Raw genomic sequence first — 18325 nt, 5'->3', positions numbered from 1 at the left:
GGAGGATACCGAAGACCTCGGCGCCCGCTTCCGGGCAAGCCGCTAAAAATACTCGATAATCGATGACCGCAGTCAGTTCCGGCATAGTTGATTAAGCCCCGTTTGATGAGACGGCCCAACGGTCGAAGGGCAGTCGAGTTCCATCGTGCGGCAGTCGCCGGATGTTTTCCTGTCGCGCTATGGCCTGCGCGGCAGTAACCCCATGCCACCACCGCCTGCGAACCGCAATGCCGTTCAAAGGTCCAGGAGCGCGTAGGGCCGGCCGGTCGGCTTGGCGATATGCGAAGCCACATTATAAACCGGCGCGCCGCCGGGCGTCCTGCCTTCATAGGTGCCACGATGGGCGTGACCGTGGACAACCGCCTTCACAGGGAACCGGTCGATCGTTTCCGCCAGCCGGGAAGAGCCAAGAAACGGGTAGATTTCCTGAGGCTCTCCGACCACGGTCTCGGGGATTGGCGCGTAGTGCAGCACGACCATGGCGCGCTCGGAGCGGACCTGCCTCAAGGCATTTTCAAGACGCATGGTCTCGTCGACGCTCTCGGCAACCATGGCCTTGATCGCCGGCTCCCCGAAAGAGCCGAGCATGTAGCGGCCAAAGCCGCCGGCAAATCCCTTGACGCCGGCAAAGCCGACGCCCTTGATCTCGACCGCCTGACCCTCGAGCAGGTGAACGCCAGCATCCTTGATGATGGTCCGGATCTCGTCGACATGGCCGCATTCGTAATCATGGTTGCCGAGCACGCCGACCATGGGAATCGAGCAGGAACGCAAGTCTGCCGCCAGCAGCTCGGCTTCCTTCGGCTTGCCGAGGTCGGTCAGATCGCCCGTCAGCACCAGGATATCGGCGACTTGGGAAATCTCGGTGAACAATTCCTTGTAGGAGACAGAGCCATGTTCCTTGACGTGCAGGTCTCCCATCGCGGCGATCTTGAGCGTCTGGTCCGACTGGTCGCCCTGGCGTATCGTCGTTTCGTTTGTCACATCAGCAGCCTCGCTCACACCGGCCCTCCTTCCATGCTTGCTTCATCGACGCCTTCGCGCAGATCACCTTCGCCGCCCACGTCGGCAAAGCCCCATTCCTTGACGTCGATCTCGAAATCAATGCGGCTGAACATGCGCCCGCGGCAGATCTTCATCTGCGGGAGAGGCAGTTCGCGCTGCGCCTTCAACCGGTCGAGCAGTTCGTCCAGCAGCCAGTCGGGCACCTTGTCCCGCTCCGTCGGGTAGATCCAGCGGAAGTTGAGGAGGTGGATCAAAAGCACCTCCCAATGAACTTCCATGTGGTTGAGAAGGCGCTCCCAATCAATCTGGTCGTGCGCCCGCAGGATCATGTGCACGACATCGCCGCCATCATAGCGGTGGCGCAACTGCACGAAGCACTTCGACCAGATCAGCTCGGTCGGCGCGATGATCCGTATCTTGTGGCCGTTCATCTCGATCTGCCGGGCATTCTCGAACCAGCTTTCACCGATCGGCATGGTGCCGTTGGAGCCGGCGAAGATCACGTCGAAGAAGTGCTTGCCCTTCCTCACCTTACCCAGCCAGCGGTCGTCCTCGACTTCGATCTCGTAGCCGTTTTCCTTGAAATGCGCCAGGATGCGGGCGTAGTCGCCGGCCTTGCAAAAAATGTCGAGATCCTTGGTCGGCCGCGTAATCCCGGTATAGGCGCTCACGGCAAATGTGCCGGCTAGCAGGAAGGGAATGTGGCATTTCACAAGTTCATCGAGGGATTCGGCAACAAACGCTTCTGCGTCGGCATCAGCCAGCGTGGGGGCAGCCTTGACCTCTATCCCCGGCATGGCCTCGACGGGATGAGAGCCTTTCTGTCGGATCAGGTCCGGCGCGCCGGTGGATGGGGAATTCATGAAGTGTCTCCGCTTGAGGTTCGCCCGTCAACACGCAACAAGCGCCGGAGGTTCCCCTCCGACGCCTGCAACCGTCACTCGCGATGAACCGCTCCGGCCTCGGCCAGTCTATCTTTCGGCGTTGTCGGCATTGGCCATGGGGCTCGGACGGCCGTCGGGCTGGTCCTGATCCTGCCGCTCGTCCAGATCCTCAAGATCGCTTTTGACGAGATAGGTGTCTCCACCGCCGAGCCTTGAAGCTTCCTTGACCGCATCCGGATTGGTCATGTCGATCTGCGCGTGCAGGGCATCTTCGGAGCGCTCACGGCCCTCCTGCTCGAAGCGGGCGGATTCGTCATTGGTTTTGAAGTCGCGTTCGGCGTCCATCATGGTCCCTTTCTGAAACTGCCGCTGCAAGAGGCGTGCGGCCATGGGATTAAGAACCCACGGGCGGACGAACAAGTTCCGTCCGGTGGGAGTTGGAACAAATGAAACAAGAAGGGGGTTGGCTTTTTATGAAGGTAAACAAGGAGCCAAACATGCCAGCGAAATCCAAGGCACAGCAGAAGGCTGCCGGTTCGGCGCTTTCAGCCAAACGCGGCGAGGCCAAGAAGTCCGACTTGAAGGGCGCTTCGAAAAGCATGGAGAAATCCATGAGCGAGAAGCAGCTCGACGAACTGGCGTCCACGAAACGGAAGGGCAAGCCGGAACATGTCGCCCAGCCATAATTGGCGCTATCGGGAAGTTGTAAAAGTCCAGGGAGGAAGCAATGCCGCCTGAGGAATTGGACGCCACGCTGACCGCTCTTCCCTTAAGGGTGGGAGCCTATGTTCCTGAAGATCTGCTCGAAGACTGGTTTGCGCCGGGCACCGGCATGAACCCGGTCAGCGCGGCGGCGCTGGAGGCCGCCGAAGCCTATGGCCGCCGCTTCGAATGCGAGTTCAAATATTATCCGGAGCGGATGGAAGGCGTTTTTTGGAAATGGGTGCCGGCGCTTTAACCGCCACCCGCCGGTCACGAGGCCGCGTAACGGTCGCGCAGCGCCTCGAACTTCTGCAACTGGTCGCCGATCAGCTCGCGGTTTTCGTCGCGGCGGACGAAGACCTTGAACATGGCCGAGCCCTTGTCGTTCATGAACCAGACCGAGCAGGAGCGCCGGCCGTGGAAGGCCCGGTCGACAAAGGTGACCGAGGCGCAATTGTCCTTGCGAATATGTCCGCCGATCGGGCTGTCGCCATGGATATTGAACCAGCCGTGACCTTCCGATCCGGCCGGCAGGCTTCCTTCGGCTTCAAGCACGATGTCGTCCGTGTGAACGATGAACAGGACCGTGCCCCAGGCCGTCATTTCGGACCAGATATCGATGAACCGGTCCTTGCCGGCAATGACGGCGGCGCCTTGCGGCAGGATCTCGAGGATCTCGGCCGGCGTTACCTCGGCCTTGCCGGCAATCGCCTCGACGACGCCATCGGGTTTTTCGGCAAGAGCGGCAAGCGCCCGCTCACGGCGGTCGGGCTTGATGTCGGAAGCAATGTTCATTGCCAGGCCTCAGGCAGCATCGGCGCGGACGCCGTTGCGGTCTTCATGGATGATGACTTCGAAGCCTTCGAAATGCGGACCTGAAAGGTATTCGATCTTGCCGCGGTTTTCGCCAGCCTTCGCATGTGCCGAGCGGAACTGTTCCGACTTGGTCCAAGCCTGAAAATGCTCGAAGCTTTCCCAAACGGTATGGGACGCATAAAGCGTGTGATCCTCGGCTTTGGGCCCCTTCAGCATGTGGAATTCCACAGAGCCCGGAAGCTCTGCCAGCCTGCCCTGGCGGCTGCGCCACATGGCTTCGAAAGCCTCCTCGTAGCCCGGTACAACCCGGAAACGGTTCATGGCGATAAACATGGATCAGTCCTCACATAAAGTTTCACTTTGGCCTCAAGATATCTGCGGCCCATGCTCTTGAAAAGCCCAAAAAACTTGCGTAGTCAACTCAAGTTATCAGGGCCGTTGAGCGAGCGCATGCAGATGCTGCTTCCAGCCCGAAACAGGCAGGAAGGGGCTGTGGTGATGATGTTTCCGATCAATCTGAATGGGCGTTTTTTGGTAATTGCATTGGGAGCATGTCTCGTTGCAGCTGCTGCCTCGGCTTCCGACCTTGGCAATCCGCAAGCCAAACGCATCGTCTCGATCGGCGGCACGATCACGGAGATCCTTTATGAACTCGGTGCGCAGGATCGCATCATTGCCCGCGATTCCACCAGCATGTTTCCCGGAGAGGCTGCTTCTAAGCCGGATGTGGGCTATATGCGAGCGCTTTCAGCGGAGGGCATCCTTGGACAGAAGCCTGATCTCATCCTGATGGAGGAGGGATCCGGCCCGCCGCCGGTCATCGAGATCCTGAAGGCAAGCGAAGTGCCGATGGTGGTCGTCCCGACGCCTCCCGATGCGGACAAGATCGGCCGTAAGATCCGGGATGTCGGCGCCGCTGTCGGGCTTGCTGACAAGGCGGAAGCGCTTGCGGCGAAAACGGAGGAGGGGTTGAAGGCCCTGGCCACCGACATCGCCGCGATCCCGGAGAAGAAAAAGAAGGTCCTCTTCGTGCTGTCGCTGTCCAACGGCCGGGTCATGGCGGGCGGCGCAGATACGGAGGCGGGCGCGGTGATCGAAATGGCTGGCGGCATCAATGCCGCGCCGACGATCAGCGGCTACAAACCCTTGAGCGATGAGGCGGTCATTGCGGCGCAGCCCGATGTCATCCTCGCCATGACGTCTACTGGCGGGCATGCCATCACACCGGAAAAGGTATTCTCCTTGCCGTCGATGCAGACGACGCCGGCGGCCGCCAACAAGGCGCTGGTCAACATGGACGGCCTGCTGCTGCTCGGCTTCGGACCACGCACACCACAGGCTGCTCGCATGCTTGCTTCTAAGATTTTTCCCGGAGCCATCAACTGATGGGAAGTACTTTGGCCATGCCTTTCCGACAGATGGGCAACGGAGACAGAACAGGGCAGGGGGTCCTGGTCCTCTTCCTGCTGGTGCTCCTGCTTGTCGTTTCCTGCCTTGTCTCGATCGGCGTCGGGCCGACCGGCGTCGGCCTGGACGATCTGTGGACCTATTTGCGCGGCGATGCTGCCAGTCTTTCGAGCCAGGAACGGGTCATTCTCGAAGCGGTCAGGCTTCCCCGCACGGCGCTCGGCATTCTAGTCGGTGCGGCCCTGGCTGTCTCGGGTGCCATGATGCAGGGGCTGTTTCGTAATCCGCTGGCCGATCCCGGTATCGTCGGCGTGACGTCCGGTGCCGGACTTGCCGCCGTTGCCGCCATCGTGCTCGGCAACACGATCCTTGCGCCGCTGTCCCTGTTCTTCGGCAGCCAGTTTCTGCCGCTGATGGCGTTTTTCGGCGCCCTGTTCAACACATGGCTGCTTTACACGATCGGCACGCGCCAGGGCCGGACGTCGACCACGGCCCTGATCCTGTCCGGCATCGCCATCGGCGCCCTTTCGCTGGCCATCATGGGCTTGTTGATCGTCATGGCCGACGACAGGCAATTGCGCGACATTACCTTCTGGAACCTCGGATCGCTTGGCGGCGCCACCTTTGGCCGCGTCATCTCCATCCTTCCTTTCGTTGCCGTCGTGCTCGCCATCATTCCCTTCGTCGCCCGCGGCTTGGACGCCCTGGTTCTCGGGGACGCTGCGGCCTTCCACATGGGCATTCCGGTGCAGCGGCTGAAGCGTGTGGTGATTGTCGCGGTTGCCGCTGCCTGTGGCTCGACCGTCGCCGTCGCCGGCTCCATAGGCTTTGTGGGCATTGTCGTGCCGCATCTCCTGCGGCTCGCCATGGGCCCTTCGCACCGCTTCCTGCTACCCGGATCCGCTTTGGGTGGAGCTGCGCTCATGCTGATCGCCGATAGCGTCGCACGCACCGTTGCCGCACCGGCGGAATTGCCGATCGGCATCATAACCGCCTTGTTCGGTGCACCCATCTTCCTTTTCCTGCTTCTAGGAAAACAGGGTGCCAGCATCAGAGACATGCCATGATCGCGGCCGAAGATATCACCGTCAGCCGTTCCGGGCGCAAGCTCCTCGACAAGGTCAGCATTACAGTGCGGCCTGGGCAGTTCACCGTCGTGATCGGACCGAACGGTGCCGGGAAGTCAACCCTGATGAAGGTGCTGTCAGGTGAAATGAAACCGGACCAGGGCCGCGTTTCCTATTACGGCACCAGCGTCGAGCTTTGCCGGCCGGCCGAACTTGCTAAGCGCCGAGCGGTCCTGCCGCAGGCGACGCAGCTTGCCTTTCCCTTTACCGCGCTGGAGATCGCCCGTATGGGCGCCGTTGCCCAGGGAGCGGTCAATCCCACGGAAGAGGCGCGCCGGGCGCTGTCCCGTGTCGGACTACGCGGTTTTGAAGACCGTCCCTATCCGTCGCTGTCGGGCGGCGAGCAGCAGCGTGTGCAATTTGCTCGCGCACTGGCGCAGGTGCCGCAGCCGGTGGCGGACGGCGTGCCGCGCGCGCTCTTCCTCGACGAGCCGACGGCTAGCCTCGACCTCGGCCACCAGATTTCGGTGCTGGAAATCGCCCGCGATTTCGCAGCTGCCGGCGGTATCGTCCTGGCAATCCTCCACGACCTCAACCTGGCGGCGGAATTTGCCGACCATCTCGTGGTTCTGAACCATGGCCGCGTTGCTTCGGAAGGCCCCTGCGCCGATACGGTCAGCGACGAGATCGTCGCCAGCGTCTACGGGATTGCCGGCGCCGTCGGGCGGATACCGGTTGCCCATATTCCCTATATCCTGCCGCAGTCACGGCACCGCTGACGGCTTAAAGTCTCAGGCGTTGGGGCGGGTCAGCATGAAGATAGCCGGGGCGATCATCACCGCTGCGACCAGCACGGCGCGTCCCAGGGGCGGCGATGTGCCGAACCAGAAGATGGCATAGCTTGCCGCCATCAGCGTCACGGCGGTGATCTTCGCTCGTTTGGAGATCGCGCCTTTTTCCCGCCAGTTGCGAAGCGGCGGCCCGAATGTCGGATGGTTCATCAGCCAGGCTTCCAGCCTTGGCGAGGAGCGCGCAGAGCAGGCCACCGCCAGCAGAAGAAACGGAGTGGTCGGCAGGATCGGCAGGAAGGCGCCGACCAAGCCGAGGCCGACGAAGAACCAGCCCAGACAGAGAAACAAGAGGCGCATGAAAGACCTATCGGAAATTGTGGCCAGGATAGACGGGTTAGCGCTTTTCGTCTCGGCAAATCGCGCCGCCGCTGAAGGGCACAGCATCCGGCGACCCTTTCCATTTCCCGGCCGCCGATTATATTGCCGCGGACTTCATCAAGCTTAGGGGCGGTAATGTCGCAAAAGAAAGTGCTTGTCGTCGGCGGAGCCGGCTATATCGGTTCCCATACATGCCTTGTACTGGCGGAGAAGGGCTACGAGCCTGTCGTCTTCGATAATCTTTCCAACGGACATGCGGAATTCGTCCGCTGGGGCGAACTGGAAGAAGGCGATATCCGCGACCGTGCACGCCTGGATGAGGTTTTTGCCAAGCACAAGCCGGATGCCGTCCTGCATTTCGCTGCCTTGATCGAGGTCGGCGAGTCGGTGAAGAACCCGGTCGGCTTCTACGACAACAATGTAGTAGGTGCGCTGACGCTTCTGTCCGCCGCCATGGAAGCCGGGGTCAAGGCCTTTGTCTTCTCTTCGACCTGCGCCACCTATGGCCTACCGGATCGGGTGCCGATGGACGAGACGCACAAGCAGGCGCCGATCAACCCCTATGGCCGCACCAAGTTCATCATCGAGCAGGCGCTGAAGGATTATGGCACCTACAAGGACCTGAAATCGGTGATCCTGCGTTATTTCAATGCTGCCGGAGCCGATGTCGAAGGCCGGATCGGCGAATGGCATACGCCGGAAACCCATGCCATTCCGCTCGCCATCGAGGCGGCGCTCGGGCGTCGCCAGGGCTTCAAGGTGTTTGGCGATGATTATGACACGCGCGACGGAACCTGCGTACGCGATTATATTCACGTGCTTGACCTGGCCGATGCACATGTGCGGGCCGTCGATTACCTCCTGGATGGCGGCGAAACCGTGGAGCTCAATCTCGGCACCGGCACCGGCACGACGGTGAAGGAACTTCTCGCAGCCATATCCGAGGTATCGGGCAAGCCCTTCCCGGTCGAATATGTCGGGCGCCGCGAAGGCGACTCCACCTCGCTGGTCGCTAATAACGACAAGGCCCGCGCCGTTCTTGGCTGGGAACCGCAGTATACGCTGCACGACATCATCCGCTCCGCCTGGGACTGGCATTCGCGCAGCAATCACGTGTTGCAGTAAGAGGCATCGGCATGGCGGCAAGCGAGGTCAAGCTCGAAGACAGTTGGAAACATACGCTTGAGGCCGAGTTCTCCGAGCCTTACATGACCGAGCTCCGCCGTTTTCTGGTCGCTGAGAAAGAGGCCGGCAAGCGGATATTTCCCAAGGGCTCGGAATATTTTCGGGCGCTGGACCTGACGCCGCTCGACGAGGTCAAGGTCGTCATCCTCGGCCAGGATCCCTATCACGGCTATGGTCAGGCGCATGGATTATGCTTCTCGGTGCAACCGGGCGTGCGTATCCCGCCGTCACTCGTCAACATCTACAAAGAGATAGAATCAGATCTCGGTATCCCGCCGGCAAAGCATGGCTTCCTCGAGCACTGGGCACGGCAGGGCGTGCTGCTGCTCAACAGCGTTCTGACGGTAGAGGAGGCGCGAGCAGCCGCTCATCAGGGCAAGGGTTGGGAGCGGTTTACGGATGCGGTGATCCGGGCGGTCAACGAGGAATGTGAAGGTGTCGTCTTCATGCTCTGGGGATCCTATGCCCAGAAGAAAGCAGCCTTCGTGGACCCGAACAGGCATCTTGTTCTCAAGGCGCCGCACCCCTCGCCCTTGTCCGCCCATAACGGGTTCTTCGGCTCCGGGCACTTTTCCAAGGCCAATTCCTACCTGATCGAGCAGGGCAGAGAGCCGGTCGATTGGCAACTGCCTGATCAGGCCTGATCTGTGAACGATCATCCGGTATTCGTCTACGATAGTTGAACAATCCGTTCGGATGGTCGCGTCTATCCAATCAGATCTGGTTGCACCATCTTCACCCCATACAAGGGCCGCAAGGGCGGTCCCAGAAAAGGGGTTAACAATGCTCAACCAGATCAAGGGCCTCCACCACGTTACTTCGATGGCTGCGAGCGCCAGCACCAACAACAGGTTCTTCACCGACACGCTCGGCCTGCGCCGGGTCAAGAAGACCGTGAATTTCGACGCGCCGGATGTCTACCACCTTTATTATGGCGATGAAGTTGGCACGCCCGGCTCGGTGATGACCTATTTTCCATTCCCGCATATTGCCCGCGGCCGCCAGGGTACCGGCGAAGTCGGCACGACGCTGTTTTCCATACCGGAAGGTTCGCTTGGATACTGGACCGACCGGCTGACCAAGGCTGGCGTCGACGGGCTGAAGGCCGACAGTGCCTTCGGGGAGAAGCAGTTGCATTTCGCCGGCCCGGACGGAGACGGGTTTGCGTTGGTCGAAGTAAAGGATGACGCACGGCCCCAGTGGACCGGCAACGGCATCGGCGAAGACAATGCGATCCGCGGCTTTCATTCTGCTTCATTGAGATTGCGCGACGAAGGCGCGACCGGTGAACTCCTGTCCTTCATGGGCTACCAGAAGATCGAGGAGAAGGATGGCGTTACCCGCTTCGCCGTCGCCAATGGCAATGGTGCCGATTTCATCGACGTGGAAACCATGCCGAATATCAGCGATGCGCGGCTGGGTGCCGGATCGGTTCATCATATTGCCTTTGCGGTCGACAATCGCGCAAAGCAGCTCGAAGTTCGCAAGGCGCTCATGGACACCGGCTATCAGGTGACGCCGGTGATCGACCGAGATTACTTCTGGGCGATCTATTTCCGCACGCCCGGCGGCGTCCTGTTCGAGATCGCCACCAACGAGCCCGGCTTCGACCGGGACGAGGATACGGCCCATCTCGGTGAAGCCCTGAAGCTGCCCTCGCAGCACGCGCATCTGCGCTCGGTCCTGGAAGAACATCTGGAACCGCTGGACGCCTAACAGACGAGACCCGTCGAAGGAGACTGACATGAGTAGCAACAGTTATGTGCACCGGGTGCGTCCCGGTGCACCCGGATCGCCGATCCTGTTCGTGCTTCACGGTACCGGCGGCGACGAGAACCAGTTCTTCGATTTCGGCAGCCGGCTTCTTCCGGGCGCCACGGTCGTTTCTCCCCGCGGCGATGTATCCGAGCACGGCGCTGCGCGGTTCTTCCGTCGCACGGCGGAAGGAGTGTATGACCTCGACGACCTCGTCCGGGCAACGGAGCGGATGAGCGAATTCGTGGAAGCCCATCGTGACAAGTACGAGTCGTCGACGGTGCTCGGCCTCGGCTTCTCCAACGGAGCGAATATTCTCGCCAATATCATGATCGAGAAGCCGGGCCTGTTCGAAGCCGGCGTCCTGATGCATCCGCTCATTCCGTTCAAGCCAGTCCGGCGAAACAGCGATAGCCCCGCGCATGTGCTGATCACAGCCGGCGAGCACGATCCAATCTGCCCGGTGCCTCTGACCGTCGATCTGGCCGACTACTTCAAGCAGCGAAATGATCAGGTGACGCTGGAATGGCATGCCGGGGGACATGAAATCCGACCAAACGAGATCGAGGCGATCAAGACCTTTCTGGCTCCCTATGGCGCAGACCGACCTGACGCGTGATCGGTCAGAAACAATGCTTGGAGAAAGGCAATGACAGGCGTGACTGCGGCCGCAGGTTCTCGGATCAGTAGCCGCAGCCTCTCAACTGAGCCTCGTAGCGCTGGGCCATGCCGGCCGACTTCTGCGCCGTTCGCTTAACGCCGCTGCCGAATTCGCCGCGCGCATAGCCTGCTTGGCCGGTATAATAGGCAAGGTACAGGTTATAGCTGTCGTTCAGGGAAATGCCGTTCTTCAGGTGGCTTTGGTTGTGATACCAGGCGACGAAGCGGATGGCATCGCCGAAATCCGTGCGGCTTGCGCCCCAGCGCCCGGTGTCCTTCTTGTAAGAAAGCCATGTCCCGTCAAGCGCCTGTGCATAGCCATAGGCGGAGGAAACGCGGCCCCAGGGGATGATGCCGAGCACATATTTGCGGGGTGGTCTTGCCTTTGCCCGGAAGCCGGACTCCACGTAGATCGTAGCCATCAGAATGGGGACCGGCACGCCATATTCGCGAGATGCCGACTTGGCATCGCGGGCCCAGTTGTTGAACAGCCCGTCGCGCTGGTCGAAAATCGCGCATGCATCATTGATCCGGCTCGGCGCGGAAGCGCAGGCAGACAGTGATAGCGCCAGAAGGGCGATGAAGAACGCATTACGCATCGCTCGATCTCTCGGTTTGCGAAAGATCGTATCGCTAAAAATTAACGAAAAGTTTAACGAGCCGCGATTGGCGAGAGCGTCTGCCTGGAAACCAGCCAGTTGCGAACGATGACGGCGAGCGTCGTGGTAGCTGCAATGGCCTCTAGCCCGAATCCCATGGCGGGCACAGCAAGCCCGACAAGCCCGAAGAGCAGGAGCATGTAACGGGCCGGACCAGTGCAGGTGAAGCGGTCCCGGACGAACCAGAGGCTGGCGAAATAGAGTGCCACCGGAATGGCCACCGCATAGTCGCCCGCCAGAAACGGAAGATTTGCATGGTGGGTGGCGATGTCGACATAAACGCCGAACCCCGCACCGACGGCCGCACCGGAGGTGAAAATCAGGAAATGCCCATAACCCCAGAGCAAGGTGTGCTTCAGGCCGTGGCGGCCCAGATGTTCGTCGCGGGTGAAATAGGCCCACCAGAGCGAAAAGACGATGACGAGGGCGGAGAGGGCCGTCCGCACCAGCATGAGGTCGAAATGGTCGGCCGATTGGCGTAGCGCCATCGAACCGGACAGAAGCGTTTCGCCGAGCACGATGAGCGTCAGCAGGCCATATCGCTCGACGATGTGGTGGCGGTGCCAGGGCGTATAGCCGTTCAAGGGTTCGGCCACTGCCGGCACGGCAAGTTCGAGCAGCACGGCGACGAGCCAAAGGCCGTAACCGAGGCTGGAGGACACGGGCTGGACGAGAAGGAAGAAGAGCCAGTAGATCTGGACGAGGAAGATACCGATCGCATAGGCCATGGCGGTTTTGCGTCGTGCCCGGTCATAGACGGCTGCCCGCAGCCAGAGCACGATCATCGCAGACCGCATGATCACATAGCCGATGGTGACCATGGTAAAATCCGGAGCCGCCGCATAAAGAAGCGGGATACCGGCGGCAATTGTCAGCGAACCAGCCATGATGACCATGGTCAAGAGGCGGTAGACAAGATCGTCATTGTCATAGGCCGAAGAATACCAGGTGAAATTCATCCAGGCCCACCAGATGGCGAAGAAGGCCATGATGAAGGTGATGATCCCCTGCACCGCATGGGCTTCCGCGATGGCGTGGTGCAGCCCTGATGCTGCCGAAGCGATGGCGATCACCGAGACAAGGTCGAAGAGAAGTTCCAGCGGCGTTGCGGCGCGGTGATGTTCATTGGGGTCGCGCGGCTGAAGCGGCCGGAGCAATCTGGCCGACACGGATCTTTCTGCAGCCATCTCTGTTCCCCTGTGTTCGATATCCGTCCTTCTGCAAAGAAATTGGCGACAAGGCAAGCGTCTGAGCTACAAGCAAACGACGACCGCTTGGTCAGCCATGGATCAGCCAGTCTGGCTTTCGGCAGCAGGTGGCTTTCCCCATTCCGCAATCGCAATCCCCCCGAGCGCCAGGACCAGGGCCAGGATGTGGAAGAGCTGCAGATCCTCGCCAATAATGGCAACCGACAACAGGGTACCGAAGACGGGAACGAGATTGATGAAGAGGCCCGCTCGGTTGGCGCCAATGCCTTCGACGCCGAAGATGAACAGGATCTGGGCCACCAGTGAGGCGAATACGCCGGTATAGGCGGCAATCATCCAGCCTTGCCGGTCGGGCCAGATCGCCGTGCCGTTCGACACCTCCCAGGCCACCAGCGGCACCGTCGTCAGCAGTGCGAACAGGGCGGGCAAAGCCATCAGGCTTCGCCAGTTGATCACCGGCTTCCAGCGCAGGGCAACCGTATAGACGGCATAGGCCACCAGGGCGATGATCATCAAGGCGTCGCCGAAATTGAGCGTCAGCTCGAGAAGTGAGGTGAGGTTTCCATGTGAGGCGGTCAGGGCGACGCCGACCAAGGTCAGCGAAAAGCCGCCGATCTGTGCCAGCGACACTTTCAGCCGGAAGAGCACGAAGTTGATGAAGAAGATCAGCATCGGGATGGCCGCCTGTTCAATCGTCACATTGATGGCCGTCGTGTATTTCAGCGCCGAATACAGAACCGCGTTAAAGGTCGTATAGCCGACGACGCCATAGAAAAGCAGCATCGGCAGGTGCTTGCGGGCAATCGGCCAGTCGCGCACGAGCTGGGGCACTGACATGGCGAAGATGATCGTCACAGCAAAAAACCAGCGCCAGAAGGTCAGCATCATGGGGCTTACATGCCCGACAGCCAGCTTGCCCGCCACCGCATTGCCGCCCCAGCACAATGTTGCAATGACGAGATAAAAGTAGGCTTTCCTGTGCAAATCATTCTCCTGCGCCGGCTGGACGATCTCGCCCGGGCGTTGTTTGGGGCAATAACGTGCCCTCAAGTCATTTGTCACGCAAAAATCCCGCCCGTGTCACAAACCGGTCGCTTTCCTTGCCTCAAGGCTTTATAGATGCGCCCGTTTGCATGGCCTGTAGCTTTTGGCGTCGGATCGTGTGGGATGGATTGGCGCGCTGCTGGAGGTTTCCGACTGGCGCGTATTGGCGTGAGCTTTGCTCGAAAGGCAGGGAAGCAAGATGACGAACGTGGTTGTGGTTGGTTCGCAATGGGGTGACGAGGGCAAAGGCAAGATCGTCGATTGGCTCTCCGAACGCGCCGACATCGTCGTGCGCTTCCAGGGCGGTCACAATGCCGGCCATACGCTCGTGATCGACGGCGTGAGCTACAAGCTTTCGCTGCTGCCCTCCGGTATCGTGCGCGGAAAGGTTTCCGTGATCGGCAACGGCGTGGTGCTTGATCCGCATGCGCTGGTGGCGGAAATCGCCAAGCTGGACGCGCAGGGCGTCAAGGTTTCGCCCGACAACCTGCGCATTGCCGATAATGCGACGCTGATTCTTTCCCTGCACCGCGAGCTGGACGGCATGCGCGAAGACGCCGCCTCCAACAGCGGCACCAAGATCGGCACGACCCGCCGCGGCATCGGCCCGGCCTATGAAGACAAGGTCGGCCGTCGTGCCATTCGCGTCATGGATCTTGCCGATCCGGAAACGTTGGCCGCCAAGGTCGACCGCATCCTTACCCATCACAATGCGCTGCGCCGCGGCCTTGGTGCCGCCGAGGTTTCGCATGAGGCGATCATGCAGGAACTCACCTCGGTCGCGGAAAAGGTTCTGCCTTACCGCGAGACCGTATGGGAGCTCCTGGACAAGGAGCGCCGAAAGGGATCGCGCATCCTGTTCGAGGGCGCGCAAGGCTCGCTGCTCGATATCGACCACGGCACCTATCCATTCGTTACCTCGTCGAACACCGTTGCCGGCCAGGCCGCTGCCGGTTCCGGCATGGGGCCTGGCTCGCTCGGCTATATCCTCGGCATCACCAAGGCTTATACGACGCGCGTCGGCGAAGGTCCGTTCCCGACCGAGCTGTTTGACGAGATCGGCCAGTTCCTTGGAGAAAAAGGCCATGAATTCGGCACAGTAACAGGGCGAAAGCGTCGTTGCGGCTGGTTCGATGCGGCACTCGTGCGCCAGTCGGTCGCCACGAACGGCATCACCGGCATTGCGCTGACCAAGCTCGACGTACTCGACGGGTTGGAAGAACTGAAGATCTGCGTCGGCTATATGCTTGATGGGGAGCGCGTCGACCACCTGCCTGCAAGCCAGGCGGCCCAGGCGCGGGTCGAGCCGATCTATGTCACGCTGGAAGGCTGGAAGGAATCCACCGTGGGTGCGCGATCCTGGGCTGATCTTCCGGCTCAGGCCATCAAATATGTTCGTCAGGTGGAGGAATTGATCGGCGCCCCGGTCGCCCTACTTTCCACCAGCCCGGAGCGGGATGACACCATACTTGTGACTGACCCGTTTGAAGACTAGTGTCAGGAATTGATTAATCCATTCGGCCGGTGCTGAGCTGGCGACCATGAGAAAGTGCTGATGGCTGATTTTGTAGCGGTGATCCGCCGTGCTGTGGACGGTCTGGCGACCAATACGCCGGAGACGCGCGCGAAAGTATATGAAAAGGCTCGCGGCGCAGTTCAGCGGCAGCTCGAGAACATGAAGCCGCGTCCGCCGGAAGACATGCTTCGCCGGCAGATGGACAAGCTGCAGGCAGCTATCAACGAGGTCGAGGCCGAGCATCGCGAAGCTCTGGCGCCGGTCGACGAGCCCTATGCAGCAGCGGCAATACCCGCTGCTGATGTCGCCGATCTTCAGGCTCCCCAAGAAACCTCGGCTCCGGCCTATCATCAGGCCGCCCCGGAACCGGCGCCAATCTCCGAAGATCGTGGCCGCTATTTCCAGGACGAGCCGCAAGAAGAACCGGCGCCAGCAGCAGAAGCCCATTACGAAGCGCAGTCGGAACCCGAGCCTTGGGCGGCTGAGCCTGAGTTTCGTTCTGAACCTCAGGAATTCACCGCTACGCCTGAGCCTGTGCAGGCTGCTCCCGAACCGCCAGTTTATGATGAGCTTCCGCGCGACGATCATGCCGCTTCCATGCAGCAAAGCGAGCCGCTAAGCGCTGTCTACAGCGACTGGCCGGAGACCGATGCATCTGCCGATGCGGCGACGGATGTGCCTTATGAAGAAGAGCATCTGCCGGCAACTGTCGCGCCGCCAGTCTTCCATGAAGAGGCTGTCCATCAGGACGTCTTTCATCAAGAGGCCGTTCGTCACGAGACTGAAGCCTATCAGGAACCGCTGCACGCCGCAGAGCCCGTCCCGTCTGCAGAGCTGGAGGACGATTTTCCTTATCCTTCCCGCGAAGAGCAGGCCCCTGCACCGGTGGCGCATGAGCCGGCCGCGGTCGAGCCGCAATGGCATGCCGAACCGCATCCTGTAGAGCAGCCGCATCCGCTGGATCAGGAACGGCCTCCCGAAAGCTGGGGCTGGGAAGAACCGGCCCGGCCTGCACAGGCGGATGTCGCGGCTGCCTGGGACGACGTCCCCGAACTGATGCCTGCCGGTCCAGTCGAAACGATCGACCGTGGGCCGTCCGCGGAAGGCATAGACGCGCATTTCGAATATGAGACACACGCTGCCGCGGACGCGGTGCGCATGCCCCCGGTGTCGGAGCTCCCGGATCTCGACACGCCGGCTGCCGCCAACAAGGCGACGGACGATCCTTTCGCTGACTATGTGGATCCCCAGCCGAAGACGGTGGTGCAGCAGGCCAAGGAAGCCGACAATGATCCCTGGAGCGATCTTGAGGATCTGATCGGCTATAACAGCAAGGACGCCGCCCAGTCCTCCGGTGCGGGTAATTCCCTGCGCGAAGACGATATCGACGATTTCATGCCGCCGCCGTCCAAGCCCTACAGGGTGACGCCGGTGCGCAAGCGCAACTACGCGGGCATCGTGCTTGGCCTTATCGGCCTGCTTCTGCTCGGCGGCGGTGCCTATGCCCTGTGGCTCAATCGCGCGTCCTTGAACGACATGGTCGATGGGCTCTTCCAGTCGGACGGCGCGGGACCGCAGACCGCCCAGCAGACGCCTGCGGCACAGCCGAACGCTCCCGCGGCTCAGCTGCCGGCTCAGGGTTCGGCCGCAACACCGCAGACGCCGGGCCAAGTCCCGGCTCAGCCGTCGATTCAAACGCCACCGCCGGCTCAGGCCCCGGCAGCAAGCCAGGCGGCCAATGCCACGACACCGCCGGCCGCTGATGGCTCCGCTGCAAATTCCAAGTTCACACAACGACTCATGCCCGATGGCAATGAAGTGGACGAGGGACCAGGCGGCACGGGCGGCCTGGCACAGAATGCCGAAGGCCAGTCGGTCGCACAGCTGAATGCGCCGCCGGCCAATCCCGCGCCGGCCGCACCGGCCGCCGCCGACAATGCCGGCGCAGCTCCAGCTACCGGATCGCCTGCACCGGCAGGTACGCCTCCGGCACCTGCCGCCACTCCCGCCGATGCGCCGGCGCTCGCCGGCGAAAAGATGTTCCTGTATGAAGAGCGGATCGGCCAGACTGCCCCGACGGCGATCGACGGAAGCGTTTCCTGGTCGCTGCAGCGCGAACCGGGCGCCAATGGTGCGCCGCCTGAGCCCGTGGTTCAGGGTCGGATCACTATTCCCGGACGTGGCCTGACGGCGCTGATGACCTTCAAGCGCAACGGTGATCCTTCACTTCCGGCCAGCCACCTGATCGAGATCGTTTTCGCGGTTCCTCCGGATTTCGAAGGCGGAGCGATCGAAAGCGTGCAGCGGATTGCGATGAAGCAGACGGAGCAGGATCGCGGTAGCGCGCTCGTGGCCGTGCCTGCAAAGATCACCGACGATTTCCATATGATCGCGCTCAACGATTTTCCGGACGCCCGCAATACCAATCTCGAGCTCCTGAGAACCCGCAACTGGATCGACATTCCGGTCGCCTATCGCAATGGCCGCCGCGCACTGCTGACCCTTCAGAAGGGGCCGGAAGGCGAGAAAGCATTCACCGAAGCAATTCGCGAATGGGGCCAGATGGGCGGAACGCCGACCGGCCAATGACAATCAAGCCAGCCCATCTCTACCGGATAGGCCGGCTGCTTGGACGCTGTGATGGCAGCGTAGCACTTGTTGATCCGACGAAAATGTCGCGTTGACCATTTGGCAGTCGTGGGGCATGGAAGGCCATGCGTATAATCCGGCAGATCACGGGCGATGTCATGAGCGGCGGCTTGATTGCCGTGCTCCTTGCCCTGACGATGCTGCTTCAGGGTGCGCTCGGTGGCTATACCCAGTCCGCCATGGCTTCCGTCGGTCCGGCCGGGGAAATCATCTGTTCTTCCCACGGAGCCGTGGCGCCAGCTGAACAGCCCGGCGACAAGCACAGTTCCGACTGCTGCCTGACGGGCTGCCAGCTTGCATCTTCGCTTCCCACGATCCTGCCCGCGCTCGGTTCTTCCCTGGCGACCGCGCCGGCCTCCAATCCAGACATAACCAGGCACTCCACCGACGACAATTTCTCACCGCGATTGATCGGTCTTGCCGGAAGGCCGCGAGCGCCGCCTGTTCTTCCAGTTTGATGTGACCGTCCATGGACGACCATTGGCCGTCCTGTCGTCTACTGGAGATTCTCATGTATTCTTTCCGCACCTTCGCGCTGGCGCCGGCTGCCACCATGCCGCCAGCTCCGCTCTTCCACAAAGCTTGCTTCACTCTTCGCG

21 protein-coding genes are annotated in these 18325 nt (G+C 61.2%); 12 read left to right on the top strand and 9 right to left on the bottom strand.

The features are described from left to right. Window positions 1-234 precede the first annotated feature (234 nt). The 3 genes from E2F50_RS04065 to E2F50_RS04055 form a co-directional block, all read right to left on the bottom strand. Entirely contained in the window at window positions 235-966 is a 732-nt protein-coding gene (locus E2F50_RS04065) for a metallophosphoesterase family protein (protein WP_281029178.1), read from the bottom strand. 32 nt (window positions 967-998) lie between these two features. Further along, window positions 999-1802, bottom strand: a complete 804-nt coding sequence (locus E2F50_RS04060; protein ID WP_245515314.1) for a nucleotidyltransferase family protein — start codon at window positions 1800-1802, stop codon at window positions 999-1001. Between the two features lie 174 nt (window positions 1803-1976). Beyond that, window positions 1977-2237: a hypothetical protein gene (locus tag E2F50_RS04055; RefSeq protein WP_133314751.1), complete on the bottom strand. Its 261-nt coding sequence runs from the start codon at window positions 2235-2237 to the stop codon at window positions 1977-1979. A 149-nt stretch (window positions 2238-2386) separates the two neighbouring features. Here E2F50_RS04055 and E2F50_RS04050 point away from each other — a divergent pair, with 149 nt between their 5' ends. Both E2F50_RS04050 and E2F50_RS04045 read left to right on the top strand, forming a co-directional pair. Next, window positions 2387-2575, top strand: coding sequence for a DUF3008 family protein (locus E2F50_RS04050; protein WP_133314750.1), 189 nt, complete (start codon window positions 2387-2389; stop codon window positions 2573-2575). Window positions 2576-2616: 41 nt separating this feature from the next. Beyond that, a complete protein-coding gene (locus tag E2F50_RS04045) occupies window positions 2617-2847 on the top strand; it encodes a hypothetical protein (RefSeq protein WP_133314749.1) in 231 nt (76 codons plus the stop codon). A gap of 14 nt (window positions 2848-2861) precedes the next feature. Here the strand turns inward: E2F50_RS04045 and hutX are convergent, their stop codons facing one another. After that, window positions 2862-3386 carry a heme utilization cystosolic carrier protein HutX gene (gene hutX, locus E2F50_RS04040; protein WP_133314748.1) on the bottom strand — a complete coding sequence of 175 codons (525 nt, stop codon included), beginning with the start codon at window positions 3384-3386 and terminating at the stop codon, window positions 2862-2864. 9 nt (window positions 3387-3395) lie between these two features. Beyond that, the gene (gene hmuQ / locus E2F50_RS04035) at window positions 3396-3740 is read right to left on the bottom strand and encodes a heme-degrading protein HmuQ (protein ID WP_133314747.1); all 345 of its coding nucleotides are present in this window, start codon (window positions 3738-3740) and stop codon (window positions 3396-3398) included. 165 nt (window positions 3741-3905) lie between these two features. On the opposite strand from hmuQ, the gene E2F50_RS04030 reads away from it, so the two are divergent. From E2F50_RS04030 to E2F50_RS04020, 3 genes are read left to right on the top strand one after another with little or no spacing between them, the layout of a single operon-like run. Further along, window positions 3906-4793, top strand: coding sequence for a heme/hemin ABC transporter substrate-binding protein (locus tag E2F50_RS04030; RefSeq protein ID WP_425375365.1), 888 nt, complete (start codon window positions 3906-3908; stop codon window positions 4791-4793). Beyond that, window positions 4793-5881 (top strand): FecCD family ABC transporter permease, encoded by a 1089-nt coding sequence (locus tag E2F50_RS04025; protein ID WP_133314746.1) that lies wholly within the window; start codon window positions 4793-4795, stop codon window positions 5879-5881. The genes E2F50_RS04030 and E2F50_RS04025 overlap by 1 nt, the downstream gene beginning before the upstream one ends. After that, window positions 5878-6660, top strand: a complete 783-nt coding sequence (locus E2F50_RS04020; protein ID WP_133314745.1) for a heme ABC transporter ATP-binding protein — start codon at window positions 5878-5880, stop codon at window positions 6658-6660. The genes E2F50_RS04025 and E2F50_RS04020 overlap by 4 nt, the downstream gene beginning before the upstream one ends. A gap of 12 nt (window positions 6661-6672) precedes the next feature. Here the strand turns inward: E2F50_RS04020 and E2F50_RS04015 are convergent, their stop codons facing one another. After that, entirely contained in the window at window positions 6673-7029 is a 357-nt protein-coding gene (locus E2F50_RS04015; protein WP_133314744.1) for a YbaN family protein, read from the bottom strand. 156 nt (window positions 7030-7185) lie between these two features. On the opposite strand from E2F50_RS04015, the gene galE reads away from it, so the two are divergent. The 4 genes from galE (at window position 7186) to E2F50_RS03995 (ending at window position 10609) form a co-directional block, all read left to right on the top strand. Beyond that, window positions 7186-8175, top strand: coding sequence for a UDP-glucose 4-epimerase GalE (galE, locus tag E2F50_RS04010; protein WP_133314743.1), 990 nt, complete (start codon window positions 7186-7188; stop codon window positions 8173-8175). 11 nt (window positions 8176-8186) lie between these two features. Next, complete coding sequence (gene ung / locus E2F50_RS04005) at window positions 8187-8879, top strand: uracil-DNA glycosylase (protein WP_133314742.1); 693 nt, start codon at window positions 8187-8189, stop codon at window positions 8877-8879. 139 nt (window positions 8880-9018) lie between these two features. Beyond that, a complete protein-coding gene (locus tag E2F50_RS04000) occupies window positions 9019-9951 on the top strand; it encodes a VOC family protein (protein WP_133314741.1) in 933 nt (310 codons plus the stop codon). Window positions 9952-9979: 28 nt separating this feature from the next. Continuing rightward, on the top strand, window positions 9980-10609 hold the full coding sequence (locus tag E2F50_RS03995) for an alpha/beta hydrolase (protein WP_133314740.1): 630 nt from the start codon (window positions 9980-9982) through the stop codon (window positions 10607-10609). A 64-nt stretch (window positions 10610-10673) separates the two neighbouring features. On the opposite strand, the gene E2F50_RS03990 is transcribed toward E2F50_RS03995, so the two are convergent. From E2F50_RS03990 to E2F50_RS03980, 3 genes are all read right to left on the bottom strand, one after another. Then, on the bottom strand, window positions 10674-11249 hold the full coding sequence (locus E2F50_RS03990; protein WP_133314739.1) for a transglycosylase SLT domain-containing protein: 576 nt from the start codon (window positions 11247-11249) through the stop codon (window positions 10674-10676). A 53-nt stretch (window positions 11250-11302) separates the two neighbouring features. After that, window positions 11303-12496, bottom strand: a complete 1194-nt coding sequence (locus tag E2F50_RS03985) for a low temperature requirement protein A (RefSeq protein ID WP_133314738.1) — start codon at window positions 12494-12496, stop codon at window positions 11303-11305. A 102-nt stretch (window positions 12497-12598) separates the two neighbouring features. Then, complete coding sequence (locus tag E2F50_RS03980; protein ID WP_133314737.1) at window positions 12599-13501, bottom strand: DMT family transporter; 903 nt, start codon at window positions 13499-13501, stop codon at window positions 12599-12601. Between the two features lie 259 nt (window positions 13502-13760). Here E2F50_RS03980 and E2F50_RS03975 point away from each other — a divergent pair, with 259 nt between their 5' ends. The 3 genes from E2F50_RS03975 (at window position 13761) to E2F50_RS03965 (ending at window position 18184) form a co-directional block, all read left to right on the top strand. Then, window positions 13761-15056, top strand: coding sequence for an adenylosuccinate synthase (locus tag E2F50_RS03975; protein ID WP_133314736.1), 1296 nt, complete (start codon window positions 13761-13763; stop codon window positions 15054-15056). Between the two features lie 60 nt (window positions 15057-15116). After that, complete coding sequence (locus E2F50_RS03970) at window positions 15117-17666, top strand: hypothetical protein (protein WP_133314735.1); 2550 nt, start codon at window positions 15117-15119, stop codon at window positions 17664-17666. A 125-nt stretch (window positions 17667-17791) separates the two neighbouring features. Next, the gene (locus E2F50_RS03965) at window positions 17792-18184 is read left to right on the top strand and encodes a DUF2946 family protein (RefSeq protein ID WP_133314734.1); all 393 of its coding nucleotides are present in this window, start codon (window positions 17792-17794) and stop codon (window positions 18182-18184) included. Window positions 18185-18325 lie beyond the last annotated feature (141 nt).

Origin of the sequence: Rhizobium deserti, assembly GCF_004358025.1 — a bacterium.
Taxonomy (GTDB): domain Bacteria; phylum Pseudomonadota; class Alphaproteobacteria; order Rhizobiales; family Rhizobiaceae; genus Neorhizobium; species Neorhizobium deserti.
This window is presented reverse-complemented; position numbering and strand designations above follow the sequence as displayed.

What these genes read in the sequence shown, in the direction of transcription:
- hmuQ (WP_133314747.1), bottom strand. Translation starts at nt 3,740, where the DNA reads ATGTTTATCGCCATGAACCGTTTCCGGGTTGTACCGGGCTACGAGGAG.
- E2F50_RS04015 (WP_133314744.1), bottom strand. Translation starts at nt 7,029, where the DNA reads ATGCGCCTCTTGTTTCTCTGTCTGGGCTGGTTCTTCGTCGGCCTCGGC.
- hutX (WP_133314748.1), bottom strand. Translation starts at nt 3,386, where the DNA reads ATGAACATTGCTTCCGACATCAAGCCCGACCGCCGTGAGCGGGCGCTT.
- E2F50_RS04000 (WP_133314741.1), top strand. Translation starts at nt 9,019, where the DNA reads ATGCTCAACCAGATCAAGGGCCTCCACCACGTTACTTCGATGGCTGCG.
- E2F50_RS04030 (WP_425375365.1), top strand. Translation starts at nt 3,906, where the DNA reads ATGATGTTTCCGATCAATCTGAATGGGCGTTTTTTGGTAATTGCATTG.
- galE (WP_133314743.1), top strand. Translation starts at nt 7,186, where the DNA reads ATGTCGCAAAAGAAAGTGCTTGTCGTCGGCGGAGCCGGCTATATCGGT.
- E2F50_RS04045 (WP_133314749.1), top strand. Translation starts at nt 2,617, where the DNA reads ATGCCGCCTGAGGAATTGGACGCCACGCTGACCGCTCTTCCCTTAAGG.
- E2F50_RS03995 (WP_133314740.1), top strand. Translation starts at nt 9,980, where the DNA reads ATGAGTAGCAACAGTTATGTGCACCGGGTGCGTCCCGGTGCACCCGGA.
- E2F50_RS03985 (WP_133314738.1), bottom strand. Translation starts at nt 12,496, where the DNA reads ATGGCTGCAGAAAGATCCGTGTCGGCCAGATTGCTCCGGCCGCTTCAG.
- E2F50_RS04050 (WP_133314750.1), top strand. Translation starts at nt 2,387, where the DNA reads ATGCCAGCGAAATCCAAGGCACAGCAGAAGGCTGCCGGTTCGGCGCTT.
- E2F50_RS03990 (WP_133314739.1), bottom strand. Translation starts at nt 11,249, where the DNA reads ATGCGTAATGCGTTCTTCATCGCCCTTCTGGCGCTATCACTGTCTGCC.
- E2F50_RS04055 (WP_133314751.1), bottom strand. Translation starts at nt 2,237, where the DNA reads ATGATGGACGCCGAACGCGACTTCAAAACCAATGACGAATCCGCCCGC.
- E2F50_RS04020 (WP_133314745.1), top strand. Translation starts at nt 5,878, where the DNA reads ATGATCGCGGCCGAAGATATCACCGTCAGCCGTTCCGGGCGCAAGCTC.
- E2F50_RS04060 (WP_245515314.1), bottom strand. Translation starts at nt 1,802, where the DNA reads ATGCCGGGGATAGAGGTCAAGGCTGCCCCCACGCTGGCTGATGCCGAC.
- E2F50_RS03965 (WP_133314734.1), top strand. Translation starts at nt 17,792, where the DNA reads ATGCGTATAATCCGGCAGATCACGGGCGATGTCATGAGCGGCGGCTTG.
- E2F50_RS04025 (WP_133314746.1), top strand. Translation starts at nt 4,793, where the DNA reads ATGGGAAGTACTTTGGCCATGCCTTTCCGACAGATGGGCAACGGAGAC.
- E2F50_RS03970 (WP_133314735.1), top strand. Translation starts at nt 15,117, where the DNA reads ATGGCTGATTTTGTAGCGGTGATCCGCCGTGCTGTGGACGGTCTGGCG.
- ung (WP_133314742.1), top strand. Translation starts at nt 8,187, where the DNA reads ATGGCGGCAAGCGAGGTCAAGCTCGAAGACAGTTGGAAACATACGCTT.
- E2F50_RS03975 (WP_133314736.1), top strand. Translation starts at nt 13,761, where the DNA reads ATGACGAACGTGGTTGTGGTTGGTTCGCAATGGGGTGACGAGGGCAAA.